The organism is Mycobacterium sp. 852014-52144_SCH5372336 (assembly GCF_001665615.1).
GTDB classification, from domain to species: Bacteria; Actinomycetota; Actinomycetes; order Mycobacteriales; family Mycobacteriaceae; genus Mycobacterium; species Mycobacterium neumannii_A.
Map to the genome: position 1 here is coordinate 57,205 of NZ_LZSW01000067.1, position 17,595 is coordinate 74,799.

18 protein-coding genes are annotated in these 17,595 nt (G+C 68.5%); 12 read left to right on the forward strand and 6 right to left on the reverse strand.

The window, feature by feature from the left end:
• Positions 1 to 123 precede the first annotated feature (123 nt).
• From A5759_RS25045 to A5759_RS25065, 5 genes are all read left to right on the forward strand, one after another.
• Entirely contained in the window at positions 124 to 789 is a 666-nt protein-coding gene (locus A5759_RS25045) for a nitroreductase (RefSeq protein ID WP_068202113.1), read from the forward strand.
• 144 nt (positions 790 to 933) lie between these two features.
• Entirely contained in the window at positions 934 to 1,542 is a 609-nt protein-coding gene (locus A5759_RS25050) for a sigma-70 family RNA polymerase sigma factor (protein WP_068202115.1), read from the forward strand.
• A 13-nt stretch (positions 1,543 to 1,555) separates the two neighbouring features.
• Positions 1,556 to 2,278: an SDR family NAD(P)-dependent oxidoreductase gene (locus A5759_RS25055; RefSeq protein ID WP_068202117.1), complete on the forward strand. Its 723-nt coding sequence runs from the start codon at positions 1,556 to 1,558 to the stop codon at positions 2,276 to 2,278.
• A 19-nt stretch (positions 2,279 to 2,297) separates the two neighbouring features.
• Entirely contained in the window at positions 2,298 to 2,729 is a 432-nt protein-coding gene (locus tag A5759_RS25060; protein WP_068202119.1) for a cupin domain-containing protein, read from the forward strand.
• Between the two features lie 6 nt (positions 2,730 to 2,735).
• Complete coding sequence (locus A5759_RS25065) at positions 2,736 to 3,602, forward strand: hypothetical protein (RefSeq protein ID WP_068202122.1); 867 nt, start codon at positions 2,736 to 2,738, stop codon at positions 3,600 to 3,602.
• 83 nt (positions 3,603 to 3,685) lie between these two features.
• Here A5759_RS25065 and A5759_RS25070 read toward each other — a convergent pair whose 3' ends face one another.
• On the reverse strand, positions 3,686 to 4,354 hold the full coding sequence (locus tag A5759_RS25070) for a nitroreductase family protein (RefSeq protein WP_068202125.1): 669 nt from the start codon (positions 4,352 to 4,354) through the stop codon (positions 3,686 to 3,688).
• Between the two features lie 114 nt (positions 4,355 to 4,468).
• On the opposite strand from A5759_RS25070, the gene A5759_RS26190 reads away from it, so the two are divergent.
• From A5759_RS26190 to A5759_RS25080, 3 genes are all read left to right on the forward strand, one after another.
• Entirely contained in the window at positions 4,469 to 4,642 is a 174-nt protein-coding gene (locus A5759_RS26190; RefSeq protein ID WP_164674041.1) for a hypothetical protein, read from the forward strand.
• 63 nt (positions 4,643 to 4,705) lie between these two features.
• A complete protein-coding gene (locus A5759_RS25075; RefSeq protein ID WP_068202127.1) occupies positions 4,706 to 5,407 on the forward strand; it encodes a DUF899 family protein in 702 nt (233 codons plus the stop codon).
• Positions 5,408 to 5,612: 205 nt separating this feature from the next.
• A complete protein-coding gene (locus tag A5759_RS25080; protein ID WP_068202129.1) occupies positions 5,613 to 6,269 on the forward strand; it encodes a hypothetical protein in 657 nt (218 codons plus the stop codon).
• 8 nt (positions 6,270 to 6,277) lie between these two features.
• On the opposite strand, the gene A5759_RS25085 is transcribed toward A5759_RS25080, so the two are convergent.
• From A5759_RS25085 to A5759_RS25100, 4 genes are read right to left on the reverse strand one after another with little or no spacing between them, the layout of a single operon-like run.
• Positions 6,278 to 7,348, reverse strand: a complete 1,071-nt coding sequence (locus A5759_RS25085; RefSeq protein ID WP_156617023.1) for a M42 family metallopeptidase — start codon at positions 7,346 to 7,348, stop codon at positions 6,278 to 6,280.
• Between the two features lie 56 nt (positions 7,349 to 7,404).
• Positions 7,405 to 7,632: a hypothetical protein gene (locus tag A5759_RS25090; RefSeq protein ID WP_068202133.1), complete on the reverse strand. Its 228-nt coding sequence runs from the start codon at positions 7,630 to 7,632 to the stop codon at positions 7,405 to 7,407.
• A gap of 23 nt (positions 7,633 to 7,655) precedes the next feature.
• On the reverse strand, positions 7,656 to 9,176 hold the full coding sequence (locus A5759_RS25095; protein ID WP_197506206.1) for a protein adenylyltransferase SelO: 1,521 nt from the start codon (positions 9,174 to 9,176) through the stop codon (positions 7,656 to 7,658).
• 44 nt (positions 9,177 to 9,220) lie between these two features.
• Positions 9,221 to 9,466 (reverse strand): ANTAR domain-containing protein, encoded by a 246-nt coding sequence (locus A5759_RS25100; RefSeq protein WP_231984740.1) that lies wholly within the window; start codon positions 9,464 to 9,466, stop codon positions 9,221 to 9,223.
• Between the two features lie 205 nt (positions 9,467 to 9,671).
• Between A5759_RS25100 and A5759_RS25105 the strand changes: the two genes are divergently transcribed.
• A complete protein-coding gene (locus A5759_RS25105) occupies positions 9,672 to 10,565 on the forward strand; it encodes a mycobacterial-type methylenetetrahydrofolate reductase (protein ID WP_068202185.1) in 894 nt (297 codons plus the stop codon).
• Positions 10,566 to 10,647: 82 nt separating this feature from the next.
• Positions 10,648 to 11,772 carry an aromatic acid exporter family protein gene (locus A5759_RS25110; protein ID WP_068202138.1) on the forward strand — a complete coding sequence of 375 codons (1,125 nt, stop codon included), beginning with the start codon at positions 10,648 to 10,650 and terminating at the stop codon, positions 11,770 to 11,772.
• A 21-nt stretch (positions 11,773 to 11,793) separates the two neighbouring features.
• Here the strand turns inward: A5759_RS25110 and A5759_RS25115 are convergent, their stop codons facing one another.
• Positions 11,794 to 12,585 (reverse strand): SDR family oxidoreductase, encoded by a 792-nt coding sequence (locus A5759_RS25115; RefSeq protein WP_068202140.1) that lies wholly within the window; start codon positions 12,583 to 12,585, stop codon positions 11,794 to 11,796.
• 177 nt (positions 12,586 to 12,762) lie between these two features.
• Here A5759_RS25115 and A5759_RS25120 point away from each other — a divergent pair, with 177 nt between their 5' ends.
• Both A5759_RS25120 and hrpA read left to right on the forward strand, forming a co-directional pair.
• Entirely contained in the window at positions 12,763 to 13,644 is an 882-nt protein-coding gene (locus tag A5759_RS25120) for a helix-turn-helix transcriptional regulator (protein ID WP_068202144.1), read from the forward strand.
• A 22-nt stretch (positions 13,645 to 13,666) separates the two neighbouring features.
• Complete coding sequence (hrpA, locus tag A5759_RS25125; RefSeq protein ID WP_068202146.1) at positions 13,667 to 17,578, forward strand: ATP-dependent RNA helicase HrpA; 3,912 nt, start codon at positions 13,667 to 13,669, stop codon at positions 17,576 to 17,578.
• The last annotated feature ends 17 nt before the right edge of the window (positions 17,579 to 17,595 follow it).

The following is a 17,595-nucleotide window of genomic DNA, read 5'->3' on the forward strand; positions in this document are numbered from 1 at the left end:
AGTTCGTAGATCCCGGCGACCACGGGTGTTCAAGGGTTCGCCCGATCGCGGATCGGACGAGGCTGAAAGCACAGCCGAAAAGGCTGGTCACGAAAGGCGTGATCGTCAAAAAGCGGAGGAGCTATGGACGTCTACGACGCAGTCAAGAGCAGACGGGCGGTGCGGGGATTCACCGACGAACCCGTCCCCGTGGAGGTGCTCGAGCGGGTGCTCGACGCCGCCAGGTGGGCGCCGTCGGGGTCCAACCTGCAGCCGTGGCGGATCTTCGTCGTGACCGGCGAACCGCTGGAGCGGCTCAAGAAGCTCGCAACGGAGCGGGTGGCCGCGGGAGACCCGTGGGATGAGCGGGAGTACCAGCTGTATCCCCGCGAGCTGAAATCGCCGTACGGCGAACGCCGATCGGAGTTCGGCAGGGAGCGCTACAGCGCGCTGGGCATCGATCGCGAGGACTGGGAGGCCCGGCAGCGGGCGGCGATCGCGAACTGGGATTGCTTCGGCGCTCCCGCCGCCCTGTTCTGCTACATCGACCGGGATCTCGGTCGCCCGCAATGGGCCGATCTGGGGATGTACCTGCAGACCGTGATGCTGCTGCTGCGGGCCGAGGGCCTGCACAGCTGCCCGCAGATGGCCTGGTCCCAGGTCCGCGAGACCGTCGCGGACGTCGTGCAACCGCCCGACGAGCTGATGCTGTTCTGCGGTATGTCGATCGGCTACCAGGACCCCGGCGAGAGCTACATCCGCACCGGGCGCGCCCCGGTCGAGGAGACCGTCAGCTTCGTCGGCGCATAACCCGCCTCGCCGATCGGCGGGCGCGATACCCCCCGGTCGGCGCTACGGACTATGGACGATCGGACTACGGGTTTTCAAGGGTCCCCTTTGTCTAGGCGGCGACGAACGTGAGTCGTGACACCCGCGACTCGAGGAGATCGGATCATGACAATCACGTCCCTTCCCGCCAGGACCGCCCCGGACCCAGAACTCGCCGCGCGGTTCGCCCGCGACGTTCAACCTCTGTTCGAGGTGCTGGCGCGGGGTGCTCGCCGGCTGGCCCGCAACGACGCGGATGCCGAGGACCTGCTGCAGGACGCGCTCCTGCACGCCTACAGCGGGTTCGAGTCCTTCCGGGAGGGCAGCAACCTCAAGGCGTGGCTGTTCCGCATCCTCTACAACCGCTGGGTCAGCGCGCACCGCTGCAAACAACGTCGCGTGACCGAAGTTCCGGCGGACAACATGACCGAAGGCGATTTGTTCGAGTGCGCCGCACACCAGCCCGGCGGCCTGCGCTCGGCCGAGGTCGAGGTGCTCGACGCCCTGCCCCACGGTGACGTCAAAGCCGCGATGGCGGCGATGCCGGAGGGCTTCCGCGAGGTCCTGTACTACGCCGACGTCGAGGGATACACCTACGCCGAGACGGCCAGGATCCTCGACATCCCGATGGGCACCGTGATGTCGCGGATCTCGCGTGCCAGGCAGCGGATGCGCATCGCGCTGGCCCACCTCGCGCACGACCGCGCGGAAACCCTCGAAACCTGCATCGCCTGATCGGAGAACAGCAATGGAACTGGCTTACAAGAACGCATTGATCACCGGCGGCACGGCCGGGATCGGGCTCGCGTGCGCGCGGCTGTTCGCGCGCGAGGGAGCCGCCGTGATCATCACCGGCCGCGACCGTGAACGGGGGAACCGGGCCGCATCGGACATCGAGGGCAACGTGCGCTTCGTCCAGGCCGACCTCTCGGACATGGATTCGGTCACGTCGCTGCTCGAGCAGGCCGGCGACGTCGACATCCTGGTCAACAACGCCGCCGCCTTCCCGGCCGCGACGACCGTCGACCAGCAGGTCGGCGCGTTCGAGCTGACCTTCGACACCAACGTGCGCGGCTCGTACTTCCTGGCTGCGGGTCTGGTGCCCGGGATGCTTCAGCGCGGACACGGTTCGATCGTCAACGTCACGACGATGGTCGCGTCCAAAGGTGTGCCGGGAGCGGGCGTGTACAGCGCGTCCAAGGCCGCCGTCGAGTCGCTGACCCGTACCTGGGCCGCCGAGTTCGGGCCCGGCGGTGTCCGCGTCAACAGCGTCGCCCCCGGCCCCACGAAAACCGAAGGCGTCGAGGCTGAATGGGGTGAGACCAACGAAGAGCTCGGCCGCGCGCTGCCGCTGGGGCGCACGGCGAAGCCCCGGGAGATCGCCGAGGCGGTGCTGTTTTTGGCCTCACCACGCGCGAGCTTCATCACCGGCTCGGTATTGCACGTCGACGGTGGCGGCTCGTCCACCTGACATAAACGACTGGAGGAGAATGACAATGACTGAAAAGCAGGACAACTCGTGGGAGAGCGCTCTGACCGTTGTGCAGGAGGCGCAGCCGCCGTTCATCCCCGCGGACGCGCACGCGATGACCGTCGTCGTCGACTACCCGCCGGGAAGCCCCGGCGCCCCACCACATCGCCACCCCGGTGGTCCCGCGTTCGGGTACATGCTCGAAGGCGAGATGCTGTTCGAGCTGGAAGGCCAACCGCCGCGGGTGATCCGGGCCGGTGAGGCGTTCTGGGAACCCGGCGGCGACGTCATCCACTACTCCGATGCCAACAACCGCGACGACATGCGCTGTCGTTTCACCGTGACGATGCTCTGCGTTCCCGATCAGCCGATGCTGGTGCTGGTCGACGAAGCAGAACTCGCAGCGCGCAGGCACTTGCGGGTGCCCGCCGAACCCACTGTGCAGGAGTGACTTCCGATGTCCAGAATTCTGTTGCAGACGACGATCTGCGCTCATCCTGAGGACTGGGACGTCTCCAGGTTCTCGATGCTGGCCGACGACTTGCGCGCCGCAGGCCACGAGGTGGTCGCGCGCAACCGGGTCGACGGCGACGACGATCCGGTGCTCAGCCACCTCGACCAGCTCGGCTATGACCAACTGTGGCTGATTGCCGTCGACGTCGGGAACGGGCTGACCGAGGCCGATGCCTCGGCGATCATGCGGTTCCGTTCCGCGGGCGGTGGTGTCCTCACCGCGCGTGACCACCAGGACCTCGGCTGTTGCCTCAACCGGCTCGGCTCGCTCGGGCTCGTCAACGAGTTTCACGACGCGACAATCGATCCGGAGACGATGTGCGACGATCGGGACACCCCTGCCATCTCGTGGCCCAACTACCACTCGGGCGCCAACGGGGACTACCAGCGGGTGTTGACGTCCGAACCGGCGCATGAGCTGCTTCGCACCGCTCGCACCGCCAGCGGTCGGATCGAGTGGTTTCCCGCGCATCCGCATGAGGGACTGGTCTCGGCGGACGGCGTGCCGAACGCCACCGTGCTCGCGCAGGGGCGGAGTGCGACGACCGGCAGGGTGTTCAACCTCGCAGTTGTGGTCGACGGTGAGCGCGCTCCGGACGGTAGCCCGATGGGCCGGGCTGTCGCACAGTCGACGTTCCATCACTTCGCCGACTACAACTGGGATACCGACTGCGGTGCACCGTCGTTCGTGACCGAGCGGCCCGGCTCGCAGATCAAGGACGATCCGTCGCGGCTGTATGCGTTCAAGGATTATGTCCGCAATGTCGCGGAGTGGTTGCATCCCGCGGCCCGGTTGGCGGTGGCGGTCTGAGGGCTTTCGGGCGCCGCGAGCGACCGCGCAATGTCGCCGATGCGCGGCGTGTCGCGGGGCAGACACGGTCGCTCGCGGGGAACCTACGAGCGCTTGCGGGCGCCGGCGCCGTAGATGATGTCGCTGCGGCCGGCGTCCCAGTGGTTCCGAAACACGACGTCGGAGATGGGCCGCCGACGTACCGGGCCGTGCTTGCCGCGGGGCCAGCCCACGACGATGTGCCCGGCCAGCGCCCACTCGTCGGGCACGCCGACCGCCGCGCGGATCAGGTTCTCGCCCTCGTAGGACGCCCAGCTGGTGAAGCACGCCCCGAGGCCCTGCGCGCGAGCGGCGAGGTAGAAGTTCTGCATCGCGGGGAAGATCGACCCGCCCTGCAGGAACTCGGAGGAGAACTCATTGCGGAACGCGGTGAACAGCACCGAGGTCAGCTCGCCGGCGCGGTCGTGAAGTTCGTAGGTGGCGCGGTTGTTTCGGGCTGCCCGGCTGTGGTCGTCGTCGGCGGATCGGCTCATGCCGTAGATCGACTCGATGGACCGCAGCGCCGCCCGTGCGGCTTGCGCGACGACGGCCCGCTGTTCGGGGGAGTCGAGCACGACGAACCGCCACAACTGCGCGTTGGCGCCGTTCGGAGCCCAGGTCGCGGCCTCTAGGCAGCGGTCAAGTATCGCCGCGTCGACGGGCTCGTCGGTGAACCGGCGGATCGCCCGCGCGGTCGCCAGCGTCTCCCAGACATCGTTGGTGGGCTGCGACATGCTCCTCCGTCTATCGGTCGGGTCTGCGCCTGTCAACTCACCGGACATGCGATGGCAGGAGTGTTGTCCGGCCCAGAACGGGTATCTCCTATCCGCGAGACGAAGGAGGCCACGATGGCGAAGGATCACGGTTCCAGCGTCAAGAACGACAAACAGTACGAGGGTCTGCGCGAGAAGGGCATGAGCAAGTCCCGCGCGGCAGCCATCGCCAACACGCCCGGTGCGTCGAAGAAGGGCGGCAAGAATTCCGGCGGCGGGAAGAAATCCGGCGGATCCAAGAAGAGCTGACGATGACTTTCGGCCGCTGAGTCGGTCATATCCTGCGAGATCACCACCACCGCAGGAGGAACGATGTCCGTCCCGACTCAACCGGCCGCCCTACCGCCCGTCGTCGACCAGGTGACATGGCGCGCCGCCCTCGACGACCTGCGCCGCCGCGAAAAGGCGGCGACACGAGAACTGGACGCGATCGCCGCCCAGCGCAGACGCCTGCCCATGGTCCGCATGCCCGACTACACGCTGATCGGTGAGCACGGGCCCGTCCGACTGGCCGACGTGTTCGAGGGGCGCTCCCAGCTGATCGTCTACAACCACATGTGGACCGACGGCGCAGAGTGGCAGTGTGGCGGCTGTACCGGGTTCACCTCGCAGTTCACCCGGCTGGAGTTCCTCGACAGCTACGACGCCCGCTTCGTCGTCGTCACCAACGGCCCGATCGACGAGGTGCTGGCCTACCGCACCAAGGTCGGCAACCGGATGGATTGGTACTCGTCGTCGGAGAGTTCGTTCGGCGCCGACGTCGACGCGCCACCCGGCGGAGGTTTTGCGGTCAACGTGTTCCTGCGAGACGGTGACACCGTTTACCGGACCTGGCACACCAACGGCCGCGGCACCGAACAGCTCAGCCACTCGTTCGCGCTCATCGACCTCTTGCCGTGGGGCCGCCAGGAGGAGTGGCAGGATTCGCCCGAGGGATGGCCGCAGCGGCCGACGTACTCGGGCTGGCTGGACTCACCCGACATCGCGCGGGCCTACGGCCCCGGGCACCGCTGATGGCGTTCCCACCGGAACCCGGCGCGGACTGAGCCTCGCGGCGTGGCTTATGCGTGAGTGCCCACCTATCAGCGAATAATTCGCTGACAACGAATGTTTCGCTGCTAGGCGGGCACCAGCTCAAATGGTCCCGGACCCGGCTCCTTGGGCGGCTGCCGCCGTCAGGGTTGATGCATCGGTGGCATCCTGGCTCCATGGGATTGGTATGGGCCTGATCATCCGCCTGCTCGAGCTGCTGATCGTGCTCGTTCCGCTCGCGGGCGTGCTCTACGGCGGTTGGCGGGCGCTGACGGCGGCGCGCGCACGCCAGGACGCCGGTCGCGAGCAACCAGCCGACACCGCACCGCAGCCCGCGACCGGAACGGCAATGCAGTGGCAGGCGATCGCGCGGGCGGTCAAGGCGCACGACGGCACCGACACCCGATGGCTCGAGTACGAATTGGATGTCGCGAAGCTGCTCGACTACCCCTTGATGACCGACATGCGCGACCCGCTGACCGAGCGCTTCCATCGGACCAAGTTGCGCGCGGACCTGTTGCGCCCGGGCAAGGCCGAGGATCTGGTCGACGACACCGGAGCGGCGCGCGAGTACGTCGACGCCGTAACCGACTACGTCACCGCCTTCGAGGCCGCCGAGACCGAGGCGGTCCGTCGTCGGCGCAGCGACTTCTCGGCACCGGATCAGCAGCGCATCGCCCGGGCCCAGAGCATGTTGCGCGTCGCGACCGACACCGCGGCCACCCCGCAGGAACGCGAACGCGGCTACGAACTCGCCCGCCGCGAGCTCGAGGGCCTGGTGGTGCTGCCGGAGCGGGCCCGCGCCGCCATCGAGCGCGGTATCGCCGGCGAACTCGACGGCTGACTGCGCGCTTAGACGCCGCGGCGCAGGAGTTCGACAAGCACCGCCGCCATGTCCGGAATCGCTTGACGCGCAATGACTTCGTAGCCGTGTGTGCTGAGCGTGGGCAGGCACAACAGTCCGGCTCGCGCCGTGAGCCCGCTGGCCTTGGCGTGCGATGCGTCGGATTCGAACGCACCGAGGACCGCTGGCTGAGGCGATAGGCCGAGCTCGGTCGCGGCGTTGACGAGCGCATCGGCGACCGTCTTGTCGTAGATGGTCTCGGCGTCGCTGTAGGCGACGATCGGGCCGCCGCTGCACGAGGTCCCGTACTCCGCTTCGGTCGGACCGACCTCAAGCGCAATGGTCAGGTCACCGGGCAGCGCGCGGCTTGCATACGAGCCTCCGACACCGCCGACTTCCTCGGAGGTCGTGAAGACCAGGTAGGTGTCGCGTGCCGGGCGTCCGTCCCCGGAAGCCAGCCGGCTCGCCACATCGAGCAGTGCGGTGACCGCCGCGCGGTCGTCCATGAAGTAACACCCGAGATAGTCCGGGCCGACGTCGATCAGCGTGCGCTTGCTTTGGTGAACGCACGCCCGCGTGCCCGCTCTGATACCGGCCTCGGCCAGTTCCTCGGGAGTGTGGCCGGTGAAGACGTAGACATGGAGCCAGTCGAGTGCCAGGTCCCCCTTGTCCGGTTTGGTCTCCCAGATCCGCTGGCTCTCCTTGGTGGTGTGCTCGGAGCCGAGGGTCAGCACGCCGCACACGGTGCGCTGGTCGCCGAGCAGCTCGACCGGTCCGAGGCCGAAGTTGCCCGGATACATCGTGCCCAGCGGCGTCATGTGCAGCGTGCCGTCGGGCTCGATCCGTTTGACGAGCATCGACAGCTCATCCATGTGGGCCATCACGCGGATCGGCGACGCCTCGCGGTCGTTGCCGTGAAGCAGGCCGATCAGGTTGTCCGCTTCGTCGACCCACATCTCGTCGACATGCGGCTCGAGCTCGCGTTGGCACACCGCCCGCACGGCGTCTTCCTGACCGCAGGGGCCGTACGCGTGGAGCAGTTCCTGCAACAGGTCACGGCGCAGCGTCTCGTCAGGCATAGATCTTGAAATAACCGACATCGCGTCGGCCTAACCCCGCGACCGGTTGACGCGCCTCAGCTCACCGGCGGATGCGGATACGGCGGCGGGACCGGCACGCACAACCCCGTGCTGGTGTCCAGGGCCTTACCGTCGACGCAGAACGACGCGCAACCGTAGATGACGCCCGTCTGGCCTGGCGGACAGCAACAGTTGCCCGGCTGGGCCGAAGCGATGACGGGGGAAACCGGCACGGCCAGTGCCGCCGCGAAGAGCCCCGCGATCAGTGACCGTCGCAACATCATGAGGGCAGTCTAGGTCGGCTGGCTCAGGTCCCACAGAAGGTTCGGTACTTCCCGAAGTCCTCGGGTGCGGGTTCGGCGTACCGCTGCAGACCTGGGCGCTCGTCATACGGCGCGGTCACCGCGTCCAGCAGCCGGTACAGCGGGTCGAGGTCGCCTTCGGCGGCGGTGCCGCCAATCGGGCCCGTCGCGGCCGTCAACGCCTCCTCGACCAGATGGTTGCGAGGGATGTAGACCGGGTTGACGCGGTCCATCGCCGTCGCGTCGGGCCCCAACGCATGCCACCGCGACAGCCACTCGTCGAACGCGGCGAGGTCGAGGAACAGGCCGCGTGCGGGTTCGTTGTCACCGCGGGCCGCATGCGCGAGCTGGCGGAAGAACGACGTGAAGTCGACGTGGCTCTGATGCAACTGTGCGATCAGGTCGTTCATCAACGGAACGGCGATCTCGTCGGGCGTGGTGTCGGCCAACCCGAGCTTGGCGCACATGCCCGCCGACAACGCGTCCTGGAACTTGGGCGCGAAACCCCCAAGGCTGCCCTCGGCGATCGCGATCGCCTGCTGTTGGTCGTCGGCGAACAACGACAGCAGCGCCTCGGCCAACCGGGCCAGGTTCCACACCGCGATCGCCGGCTGGTTGCCGTAGGCGTAACGGCCCCACGAGTCGATCGAGCTGAACACCGTCTCGGGGTCATAGGCCTCCATGAACGCGCAAGGCCCGTAGTCGATGGTCTCCCCGGAGATCGTCATGTTGTCGGTGTTCATCACGCCGTGCACGAAGCCGACCAGCATCCATTTGGCGATCAGCGCCGCCTGCACCGCGATCACCGACTCGAACAACGCGACATAAGTGTTGCCCGCGTCGGCGGCCTCGGGATGGTGCCGCTGGATCGCGTGGTCGGCCAGGCGCCGCAAGAGGTCGACGTCGCCGGTGTTCGCGGCGTACTGGAAGGTGCCGACGCGCAGATGGCTGCTGGCCACCCGCGACAGCACGGCACCGGGTAGCGGCGTCTCGCGCTGCACCTGGCGTCCGGTCGCGACCACGGCCAACGAGCGGGTGGTCGGAATCCCCATCGCGTGCATCGCCTCGCTGACGATGTACTCGCGCAGCATCGGGCCGACGGCGGCCAACCCGTCGCCGCCGCGTGCGAACGGCGTCGCACCGGAACCCTTCAGGTGCAAATCGCGAAGCTCTCCGGAGGTCGCCGTGAGTTCGCCGAGCAGCAGCGCGCGCCCGTCGCCCAGCCGGGGGACGTACCCACCGAACTGGTGACCGGCATAAGCCTGCGCGACCGGGTTCGCGCCGTCGGGAACCCGCGTGCCGACCAGCAGCCGGAGTCCCTCGGGCCCGCGCAACCAAGCGGGGTCGATCCCGAGGTCAGCGGCCAGCGGTTCGTTGAGGACGAGCAGGCGCGGGTCGGGAGCCGATTCAGCCTGCCAACGGACCGCCAGCTCGGGTAGGTCGCTGGCGTAACGGTCGGCGAAGGTGACGGCGGTGGGTGCGATGCTCACCCTTTCCACAGTACGAGCGGCGCGGCGCGTCCTCATTTGTGAATCCGACGACGGTTGAGGCCGCTATCGCGTCGTCGGATTCACAGCGGAGCCGTCGTCTGCAGCAGCGCACCCCATTCGGCGAGCACCGCGGTTCGCGCCGCCGCGTTCGGGCATTCCGCCTTACCGCCCGCGGCGGTGACGAGCGCGTCGGCAAGCGTGAACAGCGGCACCTGATGCTGTTGCGCCGCGCGAATCATCTCGCGGAACGCCTCGTCGACCGTGCAGTGGCGAAGCGCGATGAGAACACCTTCCGCGGTGTCCAGGCATTGTCGTCCGGGTGTCATGGCTCCGTTGGTACCAACCGCAGTCGGCATTCAGGTGATCAAACGCTGGGAATCGGCTGCGAGCCCTCGAGCTGCGGAGCCGGAACGGGTCCCAACGGTGCTGTCTGTATGGTGAGGCTCCCGGGATAAGGCGCGGGGTCGAAAGAAATCGGTCAGCGAGGACCTGCCGCGCATGGGAACCAACCGTCGGATGAGGAGCAGCCCGGTGACGCTGAACACCATCGCGCTCGAACTCGTGCCGCCGAACGTCGAGCGTGGGCATGAGCAGGCGTTGGAGGATGCGCAGAAAGTGCTGCGATGCTCCGCGGAAACCGGGCTCGACGGCCGCATCAAGCACGTGATGATTCCCGGCATGATCGAGGAGGACGACGACCGTCCGATCGAGATGAAGCCCAAGATGGATGTGCTCGACTTCTGGGCGATCATCACCCCCGAGCTGTCCGGGATGAACGGGCTGTGCACCCAGGTCACCGCGTTCATGGACGAAACGACGTTGCGTCGGCGGCTGACCGATCTGTCCAGCGCCGGGTTCGACGGCATTGCGTTCGTCGGGGTGCCGCGCACGATGAGCGACGGCGAGGGCACCGGCGTCGCCCCGACCGACGCGCTGTCGATCTACTCCGACGTGGTGCCCAACCGCGGGGCGATTCTCATCCCAACGCGCGACGGTGAGCAGGGCCGGTTCCGGTTCAAGTGCGATCAGGGCGCCACCTACGGCATGACCCAGTTGCTGTACTCCGACGCGATCGTCGGGTTCCTGCGCGACTTCACCGAGCAGACCGATCACCGGCCCGAGATCCTGCTGTCGTTCGGGTTCGTGCCCAAGCTGGAGAGCAAGGTCGGCCTGATCAACTGGCTGATCCAGGATCCGGGTAACGCCGCCGTCGCCGCCGAGCAGGAGTTCGTCAAGAAGCTCGCCTCCACGGAGCCGGCGGAGAAGCGCAAACTGATGCTCGATTTGTACAAACGCGTCATCGACGGTGTCGGCGACCTCGGATTCCCGCTGAGCATCCACCTCGAGGCCACCTACGGCGTGTCCACCCCGGCCTTCGAGACGTTCGCCGAGATGCTCGACCACTGGGCGCCCGACAAGCCCTGACGGTTTACGCCCCCCGGCAGCGGGAAGGCCTGACCACGTGGTGGGCAGTCTGCTATCCCGAGCCCGGCACGCGTTCCATCACGTGCGGCTCGATCGCGAGACCGCACTGGCCTTGCTGAAGGCCGTCATCGCGTGCACGATCGCGTGGCTCGTGGCGACGAGAGTGTTCGATTCCTCGCACGCCACCTTCGCGGCATTCTCGGCCCTGATGCTTGTCGAGATCACGATCGCGGACTCGATCGCGAAGGCCGTTCGCTACACGGCCGCGATGATCACCGGCATCGGCCTGGCTGGCGCGGCGGTATGGCTGTGGGGTGTGGTGGTGTGGCTGTTCCCCGCCATGCTCATCGTCGCGCTGGTGATCGGGCGGTGGCGCCGGCTGGGCAGTCAGGGCATCAATGTCGCGGTGGCGGCGATCTTCGCCTACGGCACCTTCGCGTTGCCCTCCGGTGACGCCTCGGGCGGCAGTCCCCTTCCGTCGATCGCGGGGATGGTTCTGCTCGGCGCCTCGGTGGCGCTCGTGGTGACGTTGGTGGTCGCGCCGCCGCTGCGTTATCGCAGCGCCCGGCACGCCGTGGAATCGGTCAGCGTGTCGATGGTCGAGCTGCTTGCGGATATGGCCGAGGGGTTGGTGGACGACGACGAGGTGAGCGATGAGGTCGCGCGGGACTGGCAGTGGCGCGCCGACACCTTGCCGAACAAGGCGGCGCAGGCCCGCCACACCCTCGACCATGCCGTGCGCACCACGAAGCTCAATGTGCGCCGGCTGCTGGTCCACACCGATACCGCAGTGGCGGGTCACCGGGTCACCGTCAATGCGCTCGAGCGGATCGGCGAAGAGTTGCGTTGGGTGGCCACGGGGGTGGTCCGTGCCATCGCGCGGGAAGAGTCGAGCGCACACCACGACGAGTTCCTCCGCCGCTACGGCACGCTGCTGGCGGCCGTGCGGGATGCCGTCGCAGCTGCGGGGTCGATGCACACCGTCGCCGACTTCGGCGGACAACCCCTGGCCGAGGAGGCCCGCCGGTGCCGGGCGGCGTTCGACGAACTGACCACGCACGTCGCCAACCGGGAACTCGACCGCCCCACCCAGTGGGCGATCTTCGGTGGGCTGTACACCGACGCCGAGCGTCTGTGCGACGAAATCGATTCCGCCCGTGACGCGTACGCGACGTCCGGGCGCAGCGGCACGGTGCGGCCCGGCTAGGACCGTACCGTGCCGGTTGCGTCACGACGCCTGACGCGTCGGCATGATCGTCAGCTGTTGCACGTTCACCCGTGCCGGCTGCGCGACGAGGAAGTCGATCGCCGCGGCGACGTCGGCGGGTTCCAGCCATTCGATCTGGTCGCGGGTGCCGTCCAACCACTCCGTGGCACCGGCATCGGTGACGTGGTTCTGCAACTCGGTTTCGACGATGCCGGGCTCGATGGCCGAGACCCGCACGTTCTTGGCACCGAGTTCGGCGCGCAGCGTGCGCGACATGTGTGTCACGAACGCCTTCGTGCCCGAGTACACCGCGAAGTTCGGGAAGATGTTCTGCGCGCCGATGGACGAGGTGTTGATCAGGTCAGCGACACCCTTGTCTTCGGCCGACTTCACCAGCTGGGGAACGAACGCGCCGATCGCGTTCATCAGCCCGGCGACGTTGAGGTCGATCTGCTGCTGCCACTGGTCGAAGCGCTGTTCGTCGATCGGCGCGGGCAACATGACCCCGGCGTTGTTGAACAGCACATCGACCGTGCCGAGTTCGTCGGCCACCCGCTCGGCGGCCGCCTGTACCTTCGCGGCGTCGGTGACGTCGACGGCCAGGGCCAGCGCGGTGCCACCCGCTTCGGCGATCTCGGAGGCCAGCTTCTCGAGCCGGTCGGCCCGGCGGGCCAGCAGGGCGACCTTCGCGCCGGACGCGGCCAGGCGCTTGGCGGTGGCCTCGCCGATGCCGCTCGATGCGCCGGTGACGACGGCGACGCGGCCGGACAGCGGGGCGGTGGTCTCGGCTGGGTTCTGGATTGCGGTTGTCATCTGTGGACCTTTCCTCCGTTCGGCGGCGGCGGTAGTGCCGCACACTCGAGACAACAACCGCGGGCGGCCCTCTGAGCGGCCAAAACGAGCCCCGCTATACCCCGGTTCGGCGTACCTAGGTCTGGCAGACCCACGTTTGGCGCGGCCCGGCGCCGCCGCTGCAGCCACACTGGATGCATGGACCACAACGCCGAGCTCAAGGAGTTCCTGCGGACGCGCCGCGCACGTCTGCGCGTCGAGGACGTGGAGATCGGCGGGACCAGCAGGGTGCGACGGGTGCCGGGCCTGCGCCGCGAGGAGGTCGCGCAGTTGGCCGGTGTGAGCGTGGACTACTACAGCCGCCTCGAACAGGGTCGCCACCTCAACGTCTCCGACGAGGTACTCGACGCCGTGGCACGCGCGTTGCGGCTCGACGACGTCGAGCGGGCCTACCTGTTCCAGATCGCGCGGGTGAACACGCGCCGCACCCGTCGGCGCCCCGCCCCCGTGCAGCGGGTCCGGCCGGGCATCCGCCGGGTGCTCGAGACGCTCGACGACGTGACACCGGCCTTCGTATTCGGCCGTCGGATGGACATGTTGGCGGCCAACCGGCTGGCACGGGCATTGATCGGCGACTTCGAGGCCCTGCCCCCGCGCGAGCGAAACCTGTTGCGGTTCACCTTCCTCGACGAATCCGCCCGCGAGCTCTACACCGACTGGGAAGAGGTGGCCCGCGACAACGTCGCGATCCTGCGCCTGGACGCAGGTAGGCATCCCGACGATCCGCTGCTGACCGAACTGGTCGGCGAACTCGCCGTCAAGAGCGACGAGTTCCGCCGGTGGTGGGCCGACCACAACGTCCGCGAACGCACGCACGGGATCAAGCGCTACCACCACCCGTTGGTGGGTGACCTGACGCTCAACTACGAGAGCGTCGCCGTGCTCGGCGACCCGGACCAGACGTTGTGCATCTACACCGCCGATCCCGGCTCGCCATCGGAGACCGCCCTTCGCCTGTTGGCCAACTGGACGGGCACCCCGTCGAGCGCCGACAGCGACGCCGACCTGCCGACGCCCTGACCGGCCGCCTATCCTGGCCGGAGTGTCCGGCCCGTCTGTCGCTGAGCTTCGCAAGCGCCTCGACGGGCTGACCATCCGCGACGCGGCCCGCTTCGGCAGGCGCCTGCGTCAAATGCGCGGCGCGCCTCCGGAGAAGCTCGCCAAAATCGCCGAGCAGATCGCCGCCGCGGAAGCGGTCGTGGCGACCCGCGCCGCCGCGGTGCCGACGATCTCCTATCCCCTGCTTCCGGTCAGTGAACGCCGCGACGAGATCGCCAAGGCGATCACCGAACACCAGGTGGTGATCGTCGCCGGCGAAACCGGTTCGGGGAAGACGACCCAGCTGCCGAAGATCTGCCTCGACATCGGCCGCGGTGTGCGCGGCACGATCGGGCACACCCAACCGCGACGCCTTGCCGCCCGCACCGTCGCCCAGCGCATCGCCGACGAGGTGGGCAGCCCACTCGGCGACACGATCGGCTACACGGTGCGCTTCACCGACCAGGCCAGTGACCGCACCCTGGTCAAGCTGATGACCGACGGCATCCTGCTCGCCGAGATCCAGCGTGACCGCCGGTTGCTGCGCTACGACACCCTGATCCTCGACGAGGCCCATGAGCGCAGCCTCAACATCGACTTCCTACTCGGATACCTTCGGGGGCTTCTGCCTCGGCGGCCCGACCTCAAGCTGATCGTGACCTCCGCGACGATCGAACCGGAGCGCTTCGCGGCCCACTTCGGCGGTGCGCCGATCGTCGAGGTGTCAGGGCGCACCTATCCGGTCGACATACGTTACCGCCCTTTGGAAGTCGCCGCCCCGGTCGACGAGAGCGATGACCCCGACGATCCCGACCACGAGGTGGTGCGCACGCAGACCCGCGACCAGACCGAGGCGATCGTCGACGCCATTGCCGAGTTGGAGAACGAACCGCCCGGCGACGTGCTGGTGTTCCTGTCGGGTGAGCGGGAAATCCGTGACACCAGTGAGGTGCTGCGCGGATTGGTCGGTGCCACGACCGAAGTGCTACCGCTGTACGCACGGTTGCCGACGGCCGACCAGCAGCGGGTGTTCGCGCCCCGCCACACCGGCCGCCGCATCGTGCTCGCGACCAACGTCGCCGAGACGTCGCTCACGGTGCCCGGAATCCGCTACGTCGTCGACCCGGGCACCGCCCGCATCTCCCGCTACAGCCGCAGAACCAAGGTGCAGCGGCTGCCGATCGAGCCGATCTCCCAGGCGTCGGCCGCGCAGCGGGCCGGGCGGTCCGGACGGACGGCACCGGGGGTATGTATCCGCCTCTACTCGGAGGAGGACTTCGCGGCGCGGCCGCGCTACACCGAGCCCGAGATCCTGCGGACCAACCTGGCCGCGGTCATCCTGCAGATGGCGGCCCTCGGGCTGGGCGAGATCGAGACCTTTCCTTTCCTCGACCCGCCGGACCGGCGCAGCATCCGCGACGGTGTGCAGCTGTTGCAGGAACTCGGCGCGTTCGATGCCGACGGCGCGATCACCGATGTCGGCCGCAGGCTCGCGCAGCTTCCCGTCGACCCCCGTCTGGGCCGCATGATCCTGCAGGCCGACACCGAGGGCTGCGTGCGCGAGATCCTCGTGCTGGCCGCGGCGCTGTCCATCCCCGACCCTCGGGAGCGGCCTGCCGACCGCGAGGACGCCGCGCGGCAGAAACACGCCAGATTCGCCGACGAGCATTCCGATTTCGTGTCGTACCTCAACCTGTGGCGGTACCTCGGCGAGCAGCGCAAAGAGCTGTCCGGCAATGCGTTTCGCCGGATGTGCCGAGACGAGTTTCTGCACTATCTGCGGATCCGGGAGTGGCAGGACCTCACCGGGCAGCTGCGCAGCATCGCGCGCGACCTCGGGATCACGGAGTCCAGCGACGTGCGAGAACCCGCCGACCCCGCAAGTGTGCACGCCGCGCTTCTGGCGGGCCTGCTATCGCATATCGGGCTGCGCGACGGTGACGGCCGCGAATACCAGGGCGCGCGCAACTCCAAGTTCGTCCTCGCGCCCGGTTCGGCGCTCACGAAACGTCCGCCGCGCTGGATCGTCGTCGCCGATCTCGTCGAAACCAACCGGCTGTTCGGCCGCGTCGGGGCCCGTATCCAACCCGAAGTCGTCGAGCGCATCGCGGGCGATCTCGTGCAGCGCACCTACAGCGAACCGCACTGGGACGCCCAGCGCGGGGCGGTGATGGCCTTCGAGCGGGTGACGCTCTACGGGCTGGCGCTGGTTGCCCGTCGCCGGGTCGGCTACTCGCAGATCGAACCGGACCTGGCGCGCGACTTGTTCATCCGGCACGCGCTGGTCGAGGGCGACTGGCAGACGCGGCACCACTTCTTCCGCGACAACGCCCGCCTGCGCGAGGAACTCGAGGAACTGGAGGAGAAGGCCCGCCGACGCGACCTGCTGGTCGGCGACGAGGAGATCTTCGCGTTCTACGACGCACGCATCCCGGCGGATGTGGTGTCCGCGCGGCACTTCGACGCATGGTGGAAAAAGCAGCGCCACGTCACCCCGGAGCTGCTCACGTTCACCCGCGACGATCTGCTTCGTACCGAGGACGCGGTCGATGGCCAGCCCGACGCGTGGCGGGCGGGCGACTTGGCGCTGCCGCTGAGCTACCGCTTCGAGCCGGGAGCCGAGGACGACGGTGTGACCGTGCACGTGCCCGTGGGGGTGCTGGCCCGGCTCGGCGGCGACGAGTTCGCCTGGCAGGTACCGGCATTGCGGGAGGAGCTGGTCACCGCGTTGATTCGCTCGCTGCCGAAAGACTTGCGGCGCAACTTCGTGCCCGCACCTGACACGGCGCGCGCGGTGCTCGACGCGATCACTCCGGGAGCCGAGCCGCTGCTCGAGGCCGTGCAGCGTGAACTGCACCGCCGCACCGGCGTGCTGGTGCCGGTCGACGCGTTCGACCTCGACAAGCTGCCGTCGCACCTGCGCGTCACCTTCGCCGTCGAAGGCGCCGACGGCACCGAATTGGCGCGGGGTAAGGATCTTGACGCGCTGCAGCATGAACTCGCCGCGCCGGTCCGGCGCGCGGTCGCCGATGCGGTGGCGGGCGGCCTCGAGCGCACCGGATTGCGCACGTGGCCAGACGATCTCGACGAGATGCCGCGCACTGTCGAGCGGACCGCCGGCGGCCACACCGTGCGCGGATATCCAGCGCTGGTCGACAAGGGCGGCGCCGTCGACCTGCATGTGTTCCCGACCGCGGCCGAACAGCAGGCGTCGATGGGGCCCGGCACCCGCAGGTTGTTGCGCCTCGCGGCGCCGTCACCCGTGAAAGCCGTTGAACGAGGACTGCAGCCGCGCACCAAGCTCGTCCTCGGCGCCAATCCCGACGGGTCTCTGCAGGCGCTGATCGAGGACTGCGCCGACGCCGCAACCGATATGCTCGCACCCGCGCCGGCGTGGACCCGCGAGGAGTTCACCGCGCTGCGCGAGCGCGTCGCCGCCGACCTGGTGGCCACGACGGCCGGAATCGTCACCCGCGTGGAGAAGGTGCTCGCGGCAGCGCACGACGTCGAGGTGGCGTTGCCGTCGGCGCCTTCGGCCGCGCAGGCCGACGCGATCGCCGACATCCGCGCACAGCTGGACCGGTTGTTGCCGCGCGGCTTCGTCGCGGCCACCGGCGCCGCGCACCTGGCCGACCTGACCCGCTATCTGCTTGCCATCGGCAGGCGGCTGGAGCGGCTGCCGCAGGCGCCCGCCGCCGACCGCGAGCGGATGGACCGCGTACATGCGGTCGAAGACGCGTACGACGAGCTGGTGCGCGCGTTGTCATCCGCGCGCGCCGCCGGCGCCGACATCCGCGACATCGGCAGGCAGATCGAGGAACTCCGCGTCAGCCTGTGGGCGCAGCAGCTGGGCACGCCCCGCCCGGTCAGCGAGCAGCGCATCTACCGCGCGATCGACGCGGTGCTGGCCCGCTGAGAGCCATATAGCGGCAC